Here is an 18,563-nt window from a genome sequence, read left to right as displayed (position 1 = left end):
ATGGAAAATGGCATTCAATTGCATCAAAAGAAGAAATATATTATTCCTGTCTGCTTTCTGTTTTTTTCGTTGTATTCATCGATTGGTCAGTCTACAGATAATTTAAGGCTATCCAACCGTCTCCTGCCGGTTTCGGATAAAAATGTTTTCCGATCGCATGAATATTATAATTGGGGAGGTTCCATTATTAAAGGAGAAGATGATCTATTTCATTTGTTTTATTCTAGGTGGCCAAAAGCTACTAAATTTACGGGATGGCTGGTTTATTCTGAAGTGGCACATGCTGTATCTGATAATCCATCAGGTCCATGGGAGTACAAAGAGACCATTTTGAAAGGTCGGGGCAAGGGGTTTTGGGATGCGATAACCGCTCACAACCCAAAAGTCAAGTACTTTGAAGGGAAGTATTACCTGTATTATATTTCTACGAATTTGGGAGATAATTCGGATTATTCCGAAGAAAAATTAATGGAAACAAGTCTTACTGGATATTCTCATGAAAACTGGAAAATTCTCCGGCCCAATCAACGGACTGGGGTAGCTGTTTCTTCTTCTCTTTCGGGGCCATGGCAAAGAAGCGACCATCCATTAATAGAGCCTTCGGGGCCCATTACTACATTGACCGTTAATCCGGCGATCGACCGGGGTGGTGACAACAGGTATTATTTAATTGTAAAGGGAGACAAACCCAATGAAGAGCGGTTTATCAGAAATCAGGCAATAGCGATAGGGGAAAAGCCTGACGGACCTTTTGATATGCAACCTGACCCAGCTATTGACTATCTGGATACGGAAGATATGTCCCTTTGGTATGATAGTGAAAGGAGTCGATTTTATGGCGTTTTCCATGCTCATTCATTTATAGGCAAGATAACTTCCCAAGACGGCATCCAATGGAAGAAAGCTAAGGATTACGAAATTATGCCAAAAGAAGTTTCCCTGGAAAATGAAGGTGTTCTTACTCCGGATCGGCTGGAGCGCCCGTTTGTATATAAGGACGAATCAGATATAAGAGTATTGGGCCTGGCTGCCAAAGATGGAGATGATTCATTTATTATTACGATTCCCGTTGAAAATAATTAATTACTGCTTTATGGTCTCATTTGGTAGGATTTGGGTTGGACGAATGCTCTGATCCCCTGAGTGGAGAGGGTAGAACCCAATCCGGAATTTTTTCTCCCTGACCAGGGTATATTTGGACTTACCCGGTCGCAGCAATTCCAGTAAACCGTTCCTGAGTTCATAGCTTTCAGTATTATATCAACCCTTTCTTCATCTGACCCAAAAACGGCTGATGTGAGGCCATAGTCTGTATCCAACATTAGTTCTATGGCTTCTTCATCTGAAGATACTTTTTGTATCCCTATAATAGGGCCGAAGGATTCGTCTTTCATGATTTTCATAGAATGATTGGTGTTAACCACAATTGTCGGTTCAAAATAATTGCCGGAGTTTTTTAATGGATGACCGCCAAGGGCAATCGAGGCTCCTTTGGATTGGGCGTCTTTCACCTGGTCTGATAAAGCGGTTAATTGTTGGGGGCGGGTCAAAGGGCCTATAAAAGTATTTTCATCGGTAGGATCACCTAACCGGTAGGTAGATACTTCTTCAATAAAATACTGAAGAAAAGATTCGTATATTTTTTCAGAGACATAGATTCTTTCTATAGCGCAACAGCTTTGGCCGGCATTGTAAAAACTACCTTCTGCAGCGTTGATGGCTGCTTTTTTGATGTCGGGCACATCTTCCATTACGTACAGTGGGTCTTTCCCCCCGAGCTCCAACTGTACCGGAACTAATTTATGAGCCACTTCCCTGGCAATGTATTTTCCGGTAGAGTAGGAGCCAGTAAAGAAATACCCGTCGAAATCCATTTCAAGAATTAATTGTCCTACCTCTCTGCCGCCTATAGAGCATTGAAAAATATTTTCAGGAATGCCTGCTTGATATAAGCGTTTTGTTATGGCTTTTCCCGTCAGGGAAGAATACTCCGATGGTTTGTACAATACGCCATTACCTGCTGTTAAAGCATACAAGAATACATTGTATCCGACATTGTATGGGTAATTCCAGGCAGAGATATTAGCTATTACACCGAGAGGTTCATATTCTATTGACTCTAAAGTGTTTCCTTCCTGGATCACTTTTTCATGAGCCAGCCATTTAGGGGCATTGAGCATTAGGTGGTCGATCCGGTTGTGGGCACCCTTTATTTCATTGCGGGCTTGCTGAATGGGTTTTCCGGTTTCTGTACTCAAAATTAGAGCTAGTTCTTCGACATCACCTTGGATGATTTCTCCGAACTTTTCAATTTTATCCAACCGCTCCTCGACAGTCTTAACCTTCCAGGATTGTTGTCCTGTCTTTAATAGATTGAGTTTGTCAGCAAGGGTTTTAATGGTATCTTCAGAGATTTCTTCTATAATATTACCGGTGGCGGGATTAATAATTTTCATGATTTTAATTCAGGATTTCTTTGTTTTGAGAATGAATTCGAACGTGTTGTAAAAAAGTACTATACAAGATGTTAGGATCAATAACTTCATCCCCTAATGTATGGGAGAATTCAGGGTGCCATTGTACGCCAAAGACTTTGCCGGCAGGTTCATTAATGTATCCGAATGCTTCTATTATTCCATCGTCCGAATAAGCGTATATTTCGAGGTCTTTTCCGAGATCTTTGACGGCTTGGTGATGCACAGAATTGACGTATGGTTGCATAATATTGCTATAAATTTCATCCAGGAGTTTTCCTTTTTCAAACTTGATACTGTGTTTAATGGTGTCGTATTTTTCTGCAGATCGATGGAGTCCTTTATTCACCAGTTGTGTATCAATATCCTGATAAAGACTTCCCCCGAAGTAAACATTCATTAGCTGAAAACCACGGCAAATAGCAAATACCGGTTTTGAGTTTTGGATGGCATAATCCAGAATTTTTAGTTCATAGGCGTCTCGATAAGGATCTCCTTTCCATTGACCGACAGGTTTTTCATTATAGGTTTCGGGAGCGATATCAGAACCGCCTTGTAAAATAAATCCATCCATTTCAGATAAAAGGTCTGATAAAAATAAATTGTCAATATCGGGTAATAAAACCGGAAGTATGCCTTTCTGACTGATATAATTGGCCATGTCATTCTCTATATAGCTGAGGGATTTATGTCCGAATACCGTTCTCGATGGATCTGGATACATAAAACAAGATGTTATACCTATTTTTAGCATCGGGTATTTTTTATAAAGCTTTTTTGTATAAACGTTCGAAATCTGATCTTGTAACAACTTTTGGATTGTTAGGGTGTGCAAAATCCGCTTCAGCCAAAAGGGATAATTCTTGCAAGAGATTTTCTTCGACCCCAATTTCCGAAAGCCGTGTAGGTAGACCTAGCTTTTTATTTAATTCAAACAGGTGATTGATGAGCACTCTACCTGAATCAGTTCCCAATCCGAATGCTCGGCCCATATTGTCAAATTTATCTTCAAATCCCTCGTAATTAAATTCCATGCCGTAAGGTAAATTTACTGCGTTAGCCAGGCCATGGTGTGTGTCCAAAAGGCTGGATAAAGGGTGTGCAAGGCTATGTACGACTCCCAGACCCTTTTGGAATGCTACGGCTCCCATTAGAGAAGCTAACAGCATTTTGGAACGAGATTCCAGGTCCGGTTGATGAGTAGCTTTTTCCAATGATTGTGAAATTAGTCGAATTCCCTCTAATGCAATACCGTCACACATAGGGTGAAATCCTTTTGCCAGGTATGCTTCCATATTGTGGGTGAGTGCATCCATACCGGTAGCAGCGGTAATGAAAGGAGGGATGTCCATAGTCAATTCGGGATCAGCAAACACCATCTTAGCCATCAAAGTTGGGTGAAAGAGGATTCTTTTCTTTTTGGATTGATCTTCGGATATGATGGCGCTTCTTCCTACTTCACTACCGGTTCCTGCAGTTGTAGGAACAGTAATAAAATACGGTATCGCTCCATCGACAAAACGGTCTCCACCAATAAGGTCGTCGTATTCAAATAAGTCTCTTCTGTTATTGATCCTAAGGGCAATAGCCCTTGCAACATCCATTGCCACACCCCCTCCGATGCCTACAATACAATCTCTGTTGGTAGTTTCATAAAAATCACCCCCTTTAATAACATCTGATTTGACAGGGTTTTTGTGCATTTCAGAAAACACCTCAGGATAAAGTCCTTGAACTGTAAGATCTTCAATTATTTCATTAAAAAAAGGAAGTTCCGAAATAATGCCATCCGTTACTATTAGCGGTTTGACAAAACCATTACCCAATAAATGGCTGGGTAGTTCCTTTATTACCCCTGCGCCAAAGCGGATGGGAGTAGGGAAATTGTAATTGTATTTAGTGTTTGTATTCAAGTGTTGGTCTTTTATTTATATGATTTCGAAATATCTTTTCATTTCCCAGTCCGTTACGTGGCTTGCAAACTGACGCCATTCCCATTCACGCGTTTTTGTAAAATGATTTACAAAATCCCGGCCAAATAATTCTTTGGCTATTGGGGAAGTTTTCATGGCATTGGAGGCTTCTATAAGAGATGTAGGCAGGACTCCGTTGCCTGAATCTTTATATCCATTGGCTTTTGTGGGTTGAATCTCTAATTTTAAGTTGTTTTTGATGCCGTATAGTCCACTGGCAAGGCAAGCAGCCATAGCCAGGTAAGGATTGACATCAGATCCTACTACCCGGGTTTCGAGCCGGGTAGATTTTTTACCTGTCGGTAGAATTCTGAAAGCTGTGGTCCTGTTGTCGATTCCCCAGGTAATGGTTGTTGGAGCCCAGGCCCCTTCAACGAGTCTTTTATATGAATTTATGGTAGGAGCATATAAGGGGAGTATATGGGGAAGGCAATGGATTTGTCCGGCCAGGTAGCTTTTGAATAATTCACTCATTTGATTCTTGTCTGAAGGGTCGAAGAATAGATTATTCTTTTTTTTCAAGTCCCAAAGGCTTTGATGAACATGGCCGCTGCAACCGGGAAGATCCTGGGTTTGTTTGGCCATAAAACTGGAAATTATTCCATGTCTGAACCCGATTTCCTTACAAGCAGTTTTAAAGAGAAAGGCGCGGTCGGCTGCTTCCAAAATTTCGCAATATTGAATGGCTGCTTCATAGACACCGGGTCCGGTTTCAGTATGCAGGCCTTCCAGGGGAATGCCAAATTTTTCCATACTGTCAAATAAATCGTGGAAAAAGTTGCTGTACTCTGAAGATTTTAATATAGAATAGCCAAACATACCGGAAGTCAAAGGCTTGAGGTTGTCAAAGCCTTTGTGATAAAGTTCTTCTGGATTTTCTTTAAAATTAAACCATTCAAATTCTTGTGAAAATAAAGGGGTGAAACCCGCCTTTTCTGCTTCTGAAATAATACTTTTCAGTAAAGTCCTGGGACAGGCGGGAAATGGATTTTTATCTTTATTATGAAAATCGGCTATAAGAAATGGTAAGTCCTTTTCCCAGGGTATTAAGCGGAAAGTAGAAGCATCCAAATAGGCCTCCTGGTCCGGATATCCTGTATGCCACCCAGATACTTCGACATTGTCGTAGGCGTCATCAACCATGTCCCACCCGAATACGACATTACAAAATCCAAAATTGCTCTCAAGGGCACTAAAGAGTTTTTGTTTATGCATGAATTTGCCCCTCATGACACCGTCAATATCTGCTACGACAACCCGTACCTTGTTGTGCTCAGATTTTTGAAGAAGATTCTTGACTTCTTGTTTGGATAATGGTTTTTTCATTGTTGTTGCATTTGTTTTTGATTGAGGAAAAAGTGGTATCCCAGGTATGAAATACCAATGATTCCATAAAAGATAATGGCAAGCTTTATATTGTATACGGTCATTGCAATCAGGGCAATAATTGAAATAATAAGGGCAGCTGCCGGAAAAAAAGGATACCAGGGAACTCTAAAAGGACGATCAAGGTCGGGTTCTTTTTTACGTAAAGCAAAAAAAGAAATCATTGAAATAATGTATAAATTTAATGCTCCGAAACAAGCAATGGTTATGATTTCTCCTGTTTTACCGGTAAACAATGCCAAAATACCAATTGCCATGTTTAATATTAATGCATTGGATGGTGTTTTAAACTTTTTATGGATAGCACTGATGGGACTTGGTGCATACCCTACCCGGCCAAATTCATAAGTAGCTCTTCCTGCTGCTAAAATAATCCCGTGAAAGGAAGCAATAAGTCCTAGTAACCCAATTCCTATAAGGAGTTTGTACAAAAAGTGTCCTTCATGAACTACTTCTGCTAATGCTAAAGGCAGAGGAGAGTCTGAAGGTTGTTCACTACCTGATGGGTAAACGATTGTTTCCCAGCCGCCAACTCCTACTGCAGCAAGAAAGGTCAGGATGCAAAGAAATACTAAAGTACCAATTGCCGATCCAAATCCAATTAAAACATTTCTTTGCGGGTTTATTGCTTCTTCCGCGACATTAGCTACTCCCTCAATCGCCAGGAAGAACCAAATAGCAAAAGGAATGGCAGCAAAGGCTCCGGACCAGCCATTTGGGAGGGGATTTATATTGAGGTTTTCCCATTCAAAGGATGGAAGTGTGGCTCCTGCAAATATAATGAGTTCAATGACGGCAAGAATTGTAACGACCAATTCAAAGGAAGCGGCAAGTTTTACACCTAGTATATTAATAAATGTGAAAATAAAGTACGCGCCCACAGCAAAAGCTAGCGGAGGAACAGAAGGATAAAGCAAATGTAAATATGCACCTATGGCTGCTGATATAGCAGGCGGTGCAAATATGAATTCAATATTTTGAGCCATGCCTGCAAAAAAACCAAGTCGCTTGCCGAGTCCGCGGTTGGCATAGTCAAAAGCGCCTCCCGCTTTTGGAATCGCACATGCCATTTCTGTGTAGCTGAAAGTAAATGTGACGTACATTATTATAATAAAAAATGTAGCAAGGGCGAGTCCATAGGTTCCCCCTTCGGCAAGACCGAGATTCCAGCCAAAATACATACCTGAAATCACATATCCTACACCGAGTCCCCAAAGCATTAAAGGTCCAAGGGTTCTTTGTAATTGATTATTACTCATAGCGATTTTTTAATAATAGGATCTAAATAAAAGCGATCTATTTCCTCTTTCGTAATGGTTTTATAAAGCTTTTGTCTTTCTCAAAACCCAATGGACAAGAAAAGTATTGAGGAAAAGTCAGGATTTCGTAATACCATGCCCACTATAATGTGATCAATGTCAATTCATTTACTACTATCCTTACCGTACTTCAAAATATATTCACCTTAATAGATTATGTCATTTTCAATTTCCGGCCCTAATGTACATTTTATTTTTTTAATGTGCAGGTGTCTGTAAATTCTAAATTTAATATTGATATAAGTATTAAGGATCAAATATAATACTGTGTGATGATTTTAATATTGTAAATTTCGAAATATGTGGATAAATGTATTTTATTAAGTGGGTTGGTTGGTTAAAAAATTTAAAATGTATATTTTTTCCAATATTAATATTTATTTCGAATTATTTAAAATCGATCATCATGTCAAAAATTTGGATTGGGTCTTTAGTAGGAGGGTTAATTCTTTTCATCTGGCAATTCCTTTCTTGGAGTATGCTCAATATTCACGACAATGAAATGGAATACACTCCAAACCAGGTACAAATCCTGGAAGTATTAAATGAAAATCTTGAAGAAGGAAATTACTTTTTGCCAACAGCCCCGAGGGCTCAACTGCTGAGGAGCACCAGCAGGTAATGAATGAAGCAATTGGACAACCGTGGGCAGTGGTTCAGTACCACGAATCGTTGTCCAGCAATATGGGGATAAATATGTTTCGGGGATTTGTGGTGGATTTTCTTGCTGTTTTATTGTTGTGTTGGATTTTGGTGAAAATACCTGATATTTCTGCAAGTCAAATTATTATTACTAGTGTCTCAGTCGGGTTAATTGGATTTTTGACGGTCACGTACCTCAATAGCATTTGGTTTGAAACGCCGACTGTGGGTTCGTTGATTGATGCCATTGTCCAATGGGGTATCTGCGGTGTTTGGTTAAGTTGGTGGTTGCGGCGTGGGAAAACTGCGTCATAAAAACTGTTCTGCTATTTGGATAGATAATTTTTTGCCATTTTTGCTTCATGTATATAGCATTTTGAAGTAGGAGGTAGAAAAAAGCATTATCGTCAGATAGCTGATTTGCCAAATTCCTACATTGTCGCTGATGACTTGGAAATTGGAACGGGGAATTATATTCCTTTGTGGTTGTTTGGGTGTATGTATTGATGCAAATTTTAATTATTGTGTTTGAGTCTACTCGCAGCCCTAATTCGTAACTCACAACTCAAGGCTCCTTCAATATGTTATTTCTATGTAAATTTTTTTTCCACATCCTGTTAGTTAATTTATTAGAAAAAAATTAAATATATTCTCATTTTTGTAAGCACGCTTGGTCCCAAAAAGCAATAATGCAAGTATTTGACCGAATGTAAACACGGTTTTTAGTGGTACTTGCTATAATTACCAGTGGCTGAATCTTGAGCACCAAAGCGAGATGAGCTTTGGAAAGGATTAAAAAAGCAGGTGTTTGATTTAAAGCAATCCGGACACCAAAGTTATTTCGCTGTCGTTTTGAACATATATTAAAAAATTATAATCTATGGGAATTTTTGACAAACGCTTACAATATAAACCTTTCGAGTATCCTGAAATTTTTCAGTTTACAGAGGCGATTAATAAGTCATTCTGGGTGCATTCGGAAGTAGATTTTACTGCAGATGTGCAGGATTTTCATTCTCATCTTTCAAACCCGGAGAGGAACGCTATAAAAAATAGCCTTTTGGCTATTGCTCAAATTGAAGTGGCAGTAAAGTCTTTTTGGGGTAACTTGTATCATCATCTTCCCAAACCTGAAATGAATGGGCTGGGGGCGACTTTTGCAGAGTGTGAATTTCGTCATTCCGAAGCATATTCTCGGTTAGTTGAAGTATTGGGGTATAATAATCAATTTGTTCACCTCATTGAAGTGCCGGTTATAAGGGAGCGAATTGAATACCTGTCCGAAGCTTTGAAAACGGCCAAATCTATTGACAAGAAAGAGTATACCCTTTCCTTGATTATGTTTTCTATTTTGATTGAAAATGTAAGTTTGTTCAGCCAATTTGCAATCATTTTATCATTTACGCGGTTCAAGGGATTGATGAAAAATGTAAGTAATATAATTGCCTGGACCTCTGTCGATGAACAAATTCATGCAAATGCAGGAATTTTCCTGATTAATAAAATCAGGGAGGAATATCCTGAATTAATAGATGAAGAAACCCTGAAGAAAATCGTAGGGATGGTCCATAAATCTATTGAAGTGGAAACCAGAATATTGGATTGGATATTTAGTGAAGGAGACCTGGAAACGGTCAAAAAGGAAGACCTGGTAAACTTTATGAAATTCAGGGCTGATGATAGTCTCAAGAAGATTAATATGAAACCACAGTTTAATATTACTGCAGAGGAGATTAAACCAATGTTGTGGTTCGAAGAGGAAGTCTTTGCCAATAGTTTGGATGATTTCTTTGCAAAGCGTCCGGTAGATTATACCAAACACGACAAGAGCATATCTGCGCTGGACTTATTTTAAACAAATTATATTAATAATAACTTACTAAGATCGATAATTAAAATATAACTCAATATGGAAGTCGCTACTCAAGATCAGCTTTTTGGATTGCAGGAGGAATATAAGATGGAGAAGATGTGGTGGAAAAATGCAGAAAGCGAGCAAATATTAAATCGGGGCTATTTACTAAAAGGGGAGACGGTAGAAGGTGCTATCGACAGGATTACCACTGCTGCAGCACAGCGTCTTTATAAGCCTGAACTTAAACCTGCTTTTCAGGAATTGGTGGAGCGGGGATGGATGAGCCTGAGTTCTCCTATCTGGGCGAATATGGGGACGGAAAGGGGACTCCCAATATCTTGTTTTAATGTATTTGTTCCCGATAATATAGAAGGGATTACCCACAAACTTGGGGAAGTAATAATGCAGACCAAAATAGGAGGAGGAACATCTGCTTATTTTGGAGCCTTAAGGGAACGTGGAAGTGCTGTAACAGACAATGGAAAAAGTAGTGGAGCGGTAAGTTTTATGAAACTTTTTGATACTGCGATGGATACGATTTCTCAGGGAGGTGTTCGGAGAGGTGCCTTCGCAGCATACCTCGATATTGACCATGCTGATATTGAAGAATTTTTGTCCATCAAAGATATAGGACACCCGATTCAGAATTTGTTTTTCGGAGTTTGTGTGCCGGATTACTGGATGCAGGATATGATTGATGGAGACATGGAAAAAAGAAAGATTTGGGCAAAGGTATTACAGAGTAGACAGCAAAAAGGTCTTCCCTATATTTTCTTTTCTGATAATGTCAATCGTCATAAGCCACAAGTGTATAAAGACCTGAACCGGACCATATACGGTAGTAACCTTTGTTCTGAAATTATGTTACCTTCTGCTGAAGATGAATCTTTTATTTGTTGTCTTTCATCTATGAACCTGGAGTTGTACGATGAATGGAAAAATACCGATGCAGTCAAGATGGCTACTTTTTTCCTCGATGCTGTATTGCAGGAATTTATAGCCAAAACGGAAGGGAATTACTACTTGACAAGTGCGAATAATTTTGCAAAAAGACACCGGGCACTTGGGTTAGGTGTTCTGGGATGGCATTCCTATTTGCAAAAGAACAGAATCCCTTTTGAAGGATTACAAGCAAAGCAACTCACCTCACAGATATTTAAAAATATCAGAAATAAAGCTGACAAGGCGACCCGGGAATTAGCGTGGATATATGGAGAGCCTGAACTTTTGAAAGGCTATGAGAAGAGAAATACCACACTAATGGCTATTGCCCCTACAACTTCTTCTTCAGCTATCCTGGGACAAACTTCTCCGGGAATCGAACCGTTTAGCAGTAATTATTATAAGGCAGGTTTGTCAAAAGGTAATTTCGTCCGGAAGAATAAATACCTGAAGGAATTACTTCAGGAAAAAGGTATTGACAATGAAGAAACCTGGAGGAGCATCATGCTCAACCACGGAAGTGTACAACACCTTACCCAATTGGATGAAAATGAAAAAGCAGTATTTAAAACATTCAAAGAAATAAGCCAGTTGGAGATTATTCAGCAAGCTTCAATCCGTCAGGAGTATGTGGACCAGGCTCAAAGCTTAAACCTGAACATCCCATCCAATTTGCCAGTAAAAGAGGTAAATAAATTGATGATTGAGGCCTGGAAGTTGGGTGTGAAAACACTGTATTACCAAAGAAGTCAGAGTGTATCCAAGGAATTAGTGAATAGTTTGGTTAGTTGCCAGAGTTGTGAAGCTTAAAGTAAACTGTTAGATTAAGTGCTTTGGCTAGAAGAATTGTAAATTTCTCTATTGAGAAGTTATCCACTTAGGTAAATCAAATTAGAAAGTATGAGGACTGGGTTGTTTGGTATGGTATTTATCATAACCTTGATTTTTTCAGGTAAAGAAATTTTAGGTCAGGCCATTATTCCACAGCCAAATGAAATAAAAGAAAAAGAGGGCCACTTCACTTTGAAAGAAGGGCAAATAATTGCTTATTCTGATTTTGATAATGGTCAGCTTAGTTATTATTTGCAGGGTGAGTTAATGGATCGTTTTGGAATTTACACAAAGGTGAGTCATGAAAATGAAAAAGCGGATTACCAATTTGTAATTGAACCCAATTGGGAAAAAGAAGAATACCAACTGGAAGTAGCAAACAACATATTTATTTCAGGCCGGGAGGCCGGGATGTTTTACGGTATTCAGTCTTTACTGCAGATTGTAAATTCTGCAGATAAAGAAAAAGATCGATTTCGGATTCCCAATCAATTAATAAACGATATTCCACGATTTTCCTGGCGAGGGATCATGTTAGATGAATCACGACATTTTTTTGGGAAGGATGTGGTAAAACAACTTCTGAAATGGATGGCATTTTACAAATTAAATGTATTTCATTGGCATTTGACTGATAGTCCGGGTTGGAGAGTTGAAATAAAGCAATATCCGGATTTGGCAAATATCGGTGGAATCGGAGATGACCATGACCCGGATCAACCCGCTCAATACTATACGCAAGATGAAATTCGTGAAATTGTAAATTATGCATCAAAGCTCCATATTCTTGTAATTCCTGAAATTGATATGCCGGGACATGCTACTTCTATCAACCGTGCATATCCGGTATTTAGTGGTGGTGGTTCGGAGAATCATCCGGAATTTACATTACACCCAACCAGGGATACGGTGGTTCAATTCTTAACAGATGTACTAAAAGAAGTTGATGCTTTATTCCCTTCCCAGATGATACATATTGGGGGAGACGAGGTACATTTCGGTAACCAGGAATGGAAGACTGATCCGGATGTGGTAAAATGGATGAATGAAAATAATGCTTCTTCCCTTATTGATGTGGAACATTATTTTCTGCGAAGAATGGCAGATACGGTTCGTGCTCTAAATAATACATTACTTGGGTGGGACGAGGTGATTAATGCGGATCTTGATACCGAAAATTCTATTATTTATTGGTGGAGACACGATAAACATACGGCATTGACTTCTGCACTGGATAAGAATTACGACGTTGTACTATGCCCGCGTATCCCACTGTATTTGGATTTTGTCCAGGATGAAAATAATTCCAATGGTCGTAAATGGGGTGGCCGTTTTGCTGATTTACAGACATTGTATCAATTTCCACCCGATACCCTGTATCATTCTTCACATAATAATCAAGTACTGGGTATGCAAGGGAACATTTGGACGGAGCGAATTGCAGATAACAATCGACTAATGTTTATGACCTTTCCCCGGATTACGGCTTTATCTGAAGCAGGATGGTCGAATAATGCGGTGAAAAATTATGATCGATACCTGGAAAGATTACAGTTTCATCTTCCGTTATTTAAAGACGCCGGGATTTATTATTACGATGTTTTCAACCCTGCCTCAACTCCAGAGCCTCCGATAATAGAAGGAAAATAATATAGGTTGAAAAGTGTGCGAATTTCAAATAAAGGGTATTTTTGAAATTTTGGGAAAACCTATTAATGTTGTGATATTGAAATTTGTTAGAGCCCTGTTATTTCATTCTATTTTTATATTGGTGGTGATGACTACCGTCATGGATTCGACCATAGGACAATCTTCTGCACCGGACCATATAGTATTGACGTGGAAAGAAGATCCCATGAATTCACAGAGCGTTAGCTGGCGCACTGAGAAAAAGATTGAACAACCACTTGCACAGATTATGGAGGCGAGTGCGGCTCCATATGGTGAAGAGAAAGCGAAATATGTAGAAGCTTATGTTCAGCAAATAAAATTGGAAAGGGGGAAAGAGTATTTTTATTATTCGGCCACATTTAAAGGACTTTTACCCGGAAAGAAATATTGTTACCGCGTAGGTGGAAGCGAAGGAGAATGGAGCCCATGGACCCATTTCCAGGTAGCTACAGAAGATTCGGATACTTTTTCCTTTATATACCTGGGAGATGTCCAAAACGACATTCTTTCCTGGGGGGCCAGAAGTATTCGGGCTGCATATGCTCATGAACCGGGTGCTGATTTTACTTTATTTGCAGGAGATTGTGTCAATGACGCTCATCGGGATGGCCAGTGGATGGAATGGTTTGACGCCCTTGGCTATGTAACGGGTAGTACACCAATAATTCCTGTCACAGGGAATCACGAATACGATGATGAACTCAACCCGAAATCAGAGGATGTTTTATCTGTTTTTTGGCCTCTACAGTTTGAATTACCTTTAAACGGGCCGAAAGGGCTGGAAGAAAGTGCTTTTTTTATGGATTATAAGTCGATGCGATTGGTGGTATTGAATAGTACTATGGCGTTGCGTTCTGCACAGGAATTGGAAAAGCAGACCCGGTGGTTGGAAGCCACCCTTTCAGGAAATTCCAAAAAATGGACGGTTGTAACCTTTCACCATGCATTGTTTTCTGCACGTGATGGGAACCATGGTGACTACCCCAAACTTAGGGATGCCTGGCTTCCTGTTCTGGAAAAGCACAAAGTTGATTTGGTATTAATGGGGCACGATCATGTGTATGGAAGATCTAGTAGACAAATGCGTACTATAGAAGTCCCGGAAGGAGATGCGGGACCAGTGTATGTAGTTTCAGTTGCCGGTCCCAAGATGTATGGAATTCGTCCGTCAAAAAGATGGATGGAGCGAGCTGCTGTAAATACACAGATGTACCAAACAATTACCATTGAAGGTGATCACCTAAAATTTAGAGCATATACTGTGTTGGATGAACTATATGATTCCTTTGATTTGAAAAAGCAAAAGGGGAAATACAACAAGTTTGTAGAGAATATATCATCTGAAAATAGTCCTGAGAATGTATTCCCTCACGGAGGATATACGCGAAAGCCAGAATAATGATGAAATACGCTAAATGGTAAGATAAATAACTCAATCTCTTGTTTAAGCATTTGGTTTTCTTTTGCGAACATACGCTTGGTCTTGTTTTGCTATTCGTTAAATTAATATTCAAAAATTTGGGATTAATACAATTGACTGAAAGAATTGTATTATATTAATTGATTGCCATATGTCTTGGTTCCTCCAAAGATTTGGTTTTATAATTAACCTGATTTTACTAAAATGTTATTATAAATGGAAGCGTGTTTTAAAAACGATCATAAGCGAGGTATAGTGTTTCTTTTATTTTTTTGTTGTCTGGGATTTTACCTATCAGGGGAGAATGTTACTATTCAAGGTGAAATGAAGAAGTGGCACAAAATAACATTTTTAGTCGAGGGACCGGAGAGAGGGGAGAATTCAAATATTAACCCATTCTTGGATTACCGATTGGACGTAACCTTTACGATCGGGGAGAGAAAAATCATCGTTCCGGGATATTTTGCTGCCGATGGGAATGCTGCGGAAACCGGTGCAGAATCAGGGAAAATCTGGAAAGTAATTTTTAGACCGGATGAGGTGGGTGTGTGGAAATATGCTGTTTCATTTAAAAATGGCGACGATATAGCTATAAGGTCGACAGATTTCCCAGGGGAGGAAATAGTGCCTGATGGTCAAAGTGGTACTATTGAAATAATATCTTCCGATAAGGAGTCACCAGATTTGAGAGCAAAAGGGAGAGTGAGGTATGTAGGCGAGAGATATTTAAAATATTCAGAGGGCGATGAATATTTTATAAAAAATGGTGCCGATAGTCCGGAAAACTTCCTGGCATTTTATGATTTTGACCAGACATATAGGTACAACATAAATTCAGAACATCGCTACGGGGAAGCGAATCCGGATGATGGAATTCACAAATATAATGCCCATATAAAAGACTGGAATCCTGGATGCCCTACATGGCGTGATTCCAAAGGAAAGGGAATTATTGGAGCCATTAATTATTTAGCTTCGAAGGGAATAAATTCAATATATATGCTGACCATGAACATACATGGTGATGGTAATGATGTATGGCCCTGGAATGATTACAACGAACGATACAGATTCGATTGCAGCAAACTTGCCCAATGGGAAATCGTATTTGACTATATGGAAGAAAAAGGTATGATGCTTCATTTGGTAACGCAGGAAACGGAGAATGAATGCTTATTAGACGTAGGAGATACGGAGGTGCAAAGAAGGTTATATTACAGGGAATTAATCGCCCGGTTTGGGCATCATCTAGCTGTGACATGGAATCTTGGGGAAGAAAACGGTTATGCGAAGTGGACACCTATCGCACAGACGGAACAGCAAAAAAGAGATATGGCCGAATACATTAAGACCAATGACCCATATTCAAACTTTGTATCCATTCATACCCATTCAAACACTGAGGGGCAAGATATGCATTTGAAACCATTAATTGGGTTTGAGTATCTCGATGGAATCTCCTGGCAAGAGAGCAATGTGGTCCATGTCCATGATAAGGTGTCAGAATATCTAAAGCTATCCCAGAATTCTTCAAAGCAATGGGTAGTTTGCCTGGATGAAATTGGTGGAGCGCACAAGGGTGTTTTACCTGACGAAGTAGATCCCGACCACGATACTATTCGTCACAGGGCTTTATGGGGTGCCCTAATGGCAGGAGCTGGTGGTACAGAATGGTACTTTGGATATAAATATGCACATAATGACCTGGATTGTGAGGATTTTAGATCCAGGGATTTGTGGTGGGATCAAACCCGATTGGCTTTACAATTTTTTAAAGATTACCTTCCTTTTCATGACATGGATGTAATGAATGACTTAGTCGATAATAATGATGCTTATTGTTTGGCAAAAAGTGGGGATACCTATGCCATTTACTTTCCAGAGGTTACTTCTTCTGGCATGTTGGATCTGAAAGAAGCTAAAGGCAGTTTCAATGTAAAGTGGTATAATCCGAGAAAATTAGATTCACTGAGATTCGGTTCGACGAAAAGTATTCGGGGTGAGGGTGTGAGAGAATTAGGAAGTCCTCCTGAAGACGAAAGCAAAGATTGGGTGTGTTTGATAACGAAAATGTAGGATAATTTTTAAGTTTCTACTTTATGAAACCATACTCGGGTTAATAGAGAGAGAAGTTTTTGTTTATGCTTTAGATAATTAAGTATTAAATCAAAATGCTTATGGAAAGCAACAGCATAATAAATTCAATATTAGGATTTACGGTTGATCTCAAACTTTTGAGGGCTTGATGAAGGTGATTCCTGACAGTATTAGGAGAGAGCCCCAGTTTTTTAGCGATTAATTTATTTGAAAGGCCTTCTTGTTTGCTAAGGGTGAAAATTAATTTTTGTTGGGGAGGAAGGTGATTGAGGGACTCTTTGAGTATTTCGCTATAGTACTCGGAATCTATATTTTTTTCGATTTGGGATTTTCCCCGGATGCTCAGGTGGTTCCAGGCATAAATCAATCGCTCTTTATATTTTTTATCATGGGAAGCTTTGTTGATATGATTAATGGCCATATTCCGGCACATTAAAAATATATAACTATTGATATCTTCTATTTCATGTAATTTTGATTCCCGCTTACATAGTCGAAAAAATACCTCTTGCGTCAAGTCTTTAGCCAATTCTTTGTCACTTAAGTTTTTGACAAAAAATCCAAATACCTTGTTTTGATAAGTATCGAATATCTTTTCGAGTTCCATTCCCATTGTTGTGATCTATTCGGTCATAAAGGTATAAAAAAGGTACAAAATATTCCAATATTGGATTAAAATCAAATTAAAATAAAAAATATAGAGTTCCACTAGTACAAACTAAAGTTTGAATTGTCTTATACCTACAAATGCCGATAATTAAAGGAAATGCCTATATTATTTGGAGGCGTAGAAAGGGGAATTTCAAATGTAAAACAGTTAATGAAAATTAATTTTTTGTGGATAAAAATAGCAGGGTAAAAATATTATTTCGAAAATATTTGGACAGAACAGCTTCCAGGGAGGAGTTGGATGAAATGTTTGAGATCTTTGAGGATAGGAATCGATTTGAGTCTGTTTATGAGTTATTTGAACAAGAATGGGAGAGTAAGGATGTTTCATTTGACCTTCAGGGTTTATCTATAGAGAAAGTACGGGAAGATTTTGAAAAGAACCGGCAACGAAGATTTGTAGATGTTGATAAAAAGAAAGGAAGTAATCGGCGAATTTGGAGTATTGGGATAGCCGCGAGTATTGCCGTTCTACTGGGAGTAGTAATTTGGTATTTTAATACAGGTGAAGGCATTATTTATGAAACGGGGTATGGGGAGACGAAGGAAATAGTATTGGAAGATAAAAGTACGGTAAAGCTGAACGCCAACTCAAGACTCATATGGAATAAAGACTGGCAAGACTCCGGAATACGGGAATTGGTGCTGGACGGTGAAGCTTTTTTTGACGTGATTGAGATACCTGATCCGACCGGCGAAAGTAGTAATGGAAATATGCCCTTTCGGGTGGTCACACCTGATTTGACCGTTAATGTTCACGGTACATCGTTCAATGTGGTGTCCCGAAGACAAAAAACGGATGTGTTTCTGGAATCGGGAAAAGTGGAACTGGAACTAAACGAGGAAAAAACAGGGGACAAAAAAAACCGGGATATAACCCTGAGTCGGGAAAGTTTAAATTCGACATCAAATACAATTGTAATGAAGCCGGGAGATGCGGTGACTTATTCAGCTACCGATTTACTTCTGGAACATATACAGAATAGTACGACCCGGGACCATGCGTCCTGGATAGAAGGGGATTTGGCGTTTGAAAACGAACACTTTGAGACGGTATTACAACGATTAGAGGATATATACGGAAAGCAATTTGAAGTGAAGGATACGGCACTACTGAGTAGAAGAGTGAACCTTGGTCTTCCTTATGAAGACTGGGCTACGGTGTCCGGTTTGATGACACTCACACTGGAAATAGATATGGAAGAAGTAAATGGAAAAATTATAGTGGAAAGAAAAAAGGGGAACTAAGTTTGGCCGCTCATTCCCCTCATTACATAAAACTTT

Annotated in this window: 15 protein-coding genes; 9 read left to right on the top strand and 6 right to left on the bottom strand. The window is 39.2% G+C overall.

All coding sequences use genetic code 11. The features are described 5' to 3' along the window. The gene (locus tag LVD47_RS00140) at positions 1-1,083 is read left to right on the top strand and encodes a glycoside hydrolase family protein (protein ID WP_236973479.1); all 1,083 of its coding nucleotides are present in this window, start codon (positions 1-3) and stop codon (positions 1,081-1,083) included. An 8-nt stretch (positions 1,084-1,091) separates the two neighbouring features. Here the strand turns inward: LVD47_RS00140 and LVD47_RS00135 are convergent, their stop codons facing one another. From LVD47_RS00135 to eat, 5 genes are read right to left on the bottom strand one after another with little or no spacing between them, the layout of a single operon-like run. Further along, positions 1,092-2,456 carry an aldehyde dehydrogenase family protein gene (locus tag LVD47_RS00135; protein WP_236973478.1) on the bottom strand — a complete coding sequence of 455 codons (1,365 nt, stop codon included), beginning with the start codon at positions 2,454-2,456 and terminating at the stop codon, positions 1,092-1,094. A gap of 4 nt (positions 2,457-2,460) precedes the next feature. Continuing rightward, positions 2,461-3,228: a gamma-glutamyl-gamma-aminobutyrate hydrolase family protein gene (locus LVD47_RS00130; protein ID WP_236973477.1), complete on the bottom strand. Its 768-nt coding sequence runs from the start codon at positions 3,226-3,228 to the stop codon at positions 2,461-2,463. A gap of 10 nt (positions 3,229-3,238) precedes the next feature. Continuing rightward, positions 3,239-4,387: an iron-containing alcohol dehydrogenase gene (locus LVD47_RS00125; RefSeq protein WP_236973476.1), complete on the bottom strand. Its 1,149-nt coding sequence runs from the start codon at positions 4,385-4,387 to the stop codon at positions 3,239-3,241. A gap of 15 nt (positions 4,388-4,402) precedes the next feature. Next, positions 4,403-5,773, bottom strand: coding sequence for a glutamine synthetase family protein (locus LVD47_RS00120; protein WP_236973475.1), 1,371 nt, complete (start codon positions 5,771-5,773; stop codon positions 4,403-4,405). Beyond that, positions 5,770-7,092 (bottom strand): ethanolamine permease, encoded by a 1,323-nt coding sequence (eat, locus tag LVD47_RS00115; protein ID WP_236973474.1) that lies wholly within the window; start codon positions 7,090-7,092, stop codon positions 5,770-5,772. Before eat ends, LVD47_RS00120 begins: the two co-directional genes overlap by 4 nt. A 466-nt stretch (positions 7,093-7,558) precedes the next feature. Here eat and LVD47_RS00110 point away from each other — a divergent pair, with 466 nt between their 5' ends. From LVD47_RS00110 to LVD47_RS00080, 7 genes are all read left to right on the top strand, one after another. Further along, positions 7,559-7,774, top strand: coding sequence for a hypothetical protein (locus LVD47_RS00110; protein ID WP_236973473.1), 216 nt, complete (start codon positions 7,559-7,561; stop codon positions 7,772-7,774). Next, on the top strand, positions 7,774-8,109 hold the full coding sequence (locus LVD47_RS00105; protein ID WP_236973472.1) for a hypothetical protein: 336 nt from the start codon (positions 7,774-7,776) through the stop codon (positions 8,107-8,109). Before LVD47_RS00110 ends, LVD47_RS00105 begins: the two co-directional genes overlap by 1 nt. Before the next feature lie 565 nt (positions 8,110-8,674). Next, positions 8,675-9,649, top strand: a complete 975-nt coding sequence (locus tag LVD47_RS00100) for a ribonucleotide-diphosphate reductase subunit beta (protein WP_236973471.1) — start codon at positions 8,675-8,677, stop codon at positions 9,647-9,649. Between the two features lie 54 nt (positions 9,650-9,703). Then, complete coding sequence (locus LVD47_RS00095) at positions 9,704-11,401, top strand: ribonucleoside-diphosphate reductase subunit alpha (RefSeq protein ID WP_236973470.1); 1,698 nt, start codon at positions 9,704-9,706, stop codon at positions 11,399-11,401. A 90-nt stretch (positions 11,402-11,491) separates the two neighbouring features. Then, positions 11,492-13,072, top strand: coding sequence for a beta-N-acetylhexosaminidase (locus tag LVD47_RS00090; protein ID WP_236973469.1), 1,581 nt, complete (start codon positions 11,492-11,494; stop codon positions 13,070-13,072). Between the two features lie 76 nt (positions 13,073-13,148). After that, complete coding sequence (locus LVD47_RS00085) at positions 13,149-14,492, top strand: purple acid phosphatase family protein (protein WP_236973468.1); 1,344 nt, start codon at positions 13,149-13,151, stop codon at positions 14,490-14,492. A 237-nt stretch (positions 14,493-14,729) separates the two neighbouring features. Beyond that, the gene (locus LVD47_RS00080; RefSeq protein ID WP_236973467.1) at positions 14,730-16,589 is read left to right on the top strand and encodes a DUF5060 domain-containing protein; all 1,860 of its coding nucleotides are present in this window, start codon (positions 14,730-14,732) and stop codon (positions 16,587-16,589) included. Between the two features lie 85 nt (positions 16,590-16,674). Here the strand turns inward: LVD47_RS00080 and LVD47_RS00075 are convergent, their stop codons facing one another. Further along, on the bottom strand, positions 16,675-17,217 hold the full coding sequence (locus tag LVD47_RS00075; RefSeq protein WP_236973466.1) for an RNA polymerase sigma factor: 543 nt from the start codon (positions 17,215-17,217) through the stop codon (positions 16,675-16,677). A gap of 230 nt (positions 17,218-17,447) precedes the next feature. On the opposite strand from LVD47_RS00075, the gene LVD47_RS00070 reads away from it, so the two are divergent. Then, positions 17,448-18,527, top strand: coding sequence for a FecR family protein (locus LVD47_RS00070; protein WP_236973465.1), 1,080 nt, complete (start codon positions 17,448-17,450; stop codon positions 18,525-18,527). Positions 18,528-18,563 lie beyond the last annotated feature (36 nt).

The sequence above is a fragment of the Membranihabitans maritimus genome (assembly GCF_021729145.1).
Lineage (GTDB): Bacteria > Bacteroidota > Bacteroidia > Chitinophagales > Saprospiraceae > Membranihabitans > Membranihabitans maritimus.
Note: the sequence above shows the minus strand (reverse complement) of the source record. Positions and strands in the feature narration are given on the sequence as shown.